Genomic DNA, 507 nt, shown 5'->3' on the forward strand with positions numbered 1-507 from the left:
GCAGCGGCGCGCGGTCACCCTCGGCGGCACTGTCGGCGATTCGCGCCAGGTGCGCGGCGGCGTCTCGGCCGGCGAGCGGGTGATCATCGAAGCACCCGCCGAACTCAAGGACGGCGCAGTGGTGGCGTTGAAGCCCGGCGCCTGAAAAGCAGCGACAGCAGTCGAAGCAGCGTGTGCAGGACCATCCCATCCAGGCCACTGGGCCAGCGAGGCGAGCGATGAGCGAGGCAATGGTGCAGGTGCGCAACGTGAGCAAGGTCTACGAGCGCGGCAAGCAGAAGGTGCCGGTGCTGCAGGGGCTCACGCTCGACATCCCCCAGGGCGACTTCGTGGCGCTGATGGGGCCCTCGGGCTCCGGCAAGACCACGCTGCTGAACCTGATCGGCGGCCTCGACCAGCCCACCTCGGGCGAGATCCTGGTCGGCGGCAGCCGCATCGACAAGCTCTCGGCCGGGCAACTGGCGAAATGGCGCGCGGGCAATGTCGGCTTCGTGTTCCAGTTCTACA

At 68.6% G+C, this 507-nt stretch carries 2 protein-coding genes; both read left to right on the forward strand.

Features of this window, described 5'->3' with window-relative positions; genetic code table 11:
* On the forward strand, positions 1–145 hold a 145-nt coding region (locus JNK74_30505), incomplete at its 5' end, for an efflux RND transporter periplasmic adaptor subunit (GenBank protein MBL7650500.1).
* A gap of 73 nt (positions 146–218) precedes the next feature.
* A partial coding sequence (locus tag JNK74_30510; protein ID MBL7650501.1) for an ATP-binding cassette domain-containing protein occupies positions 219–507 on the forward strand: 289 nt, incomplete at its 3' end.

This window comes from Candidatus Hydrogenedentota bacterium (assembly GCA_016791475.1).
In the GTDB taxonomy this organism is placed as follows: Bacteria; Hydrogenedentota; Hydrogenedentia; order Hydrogenedentales; family JAEUWI01; genus JAEUWI01.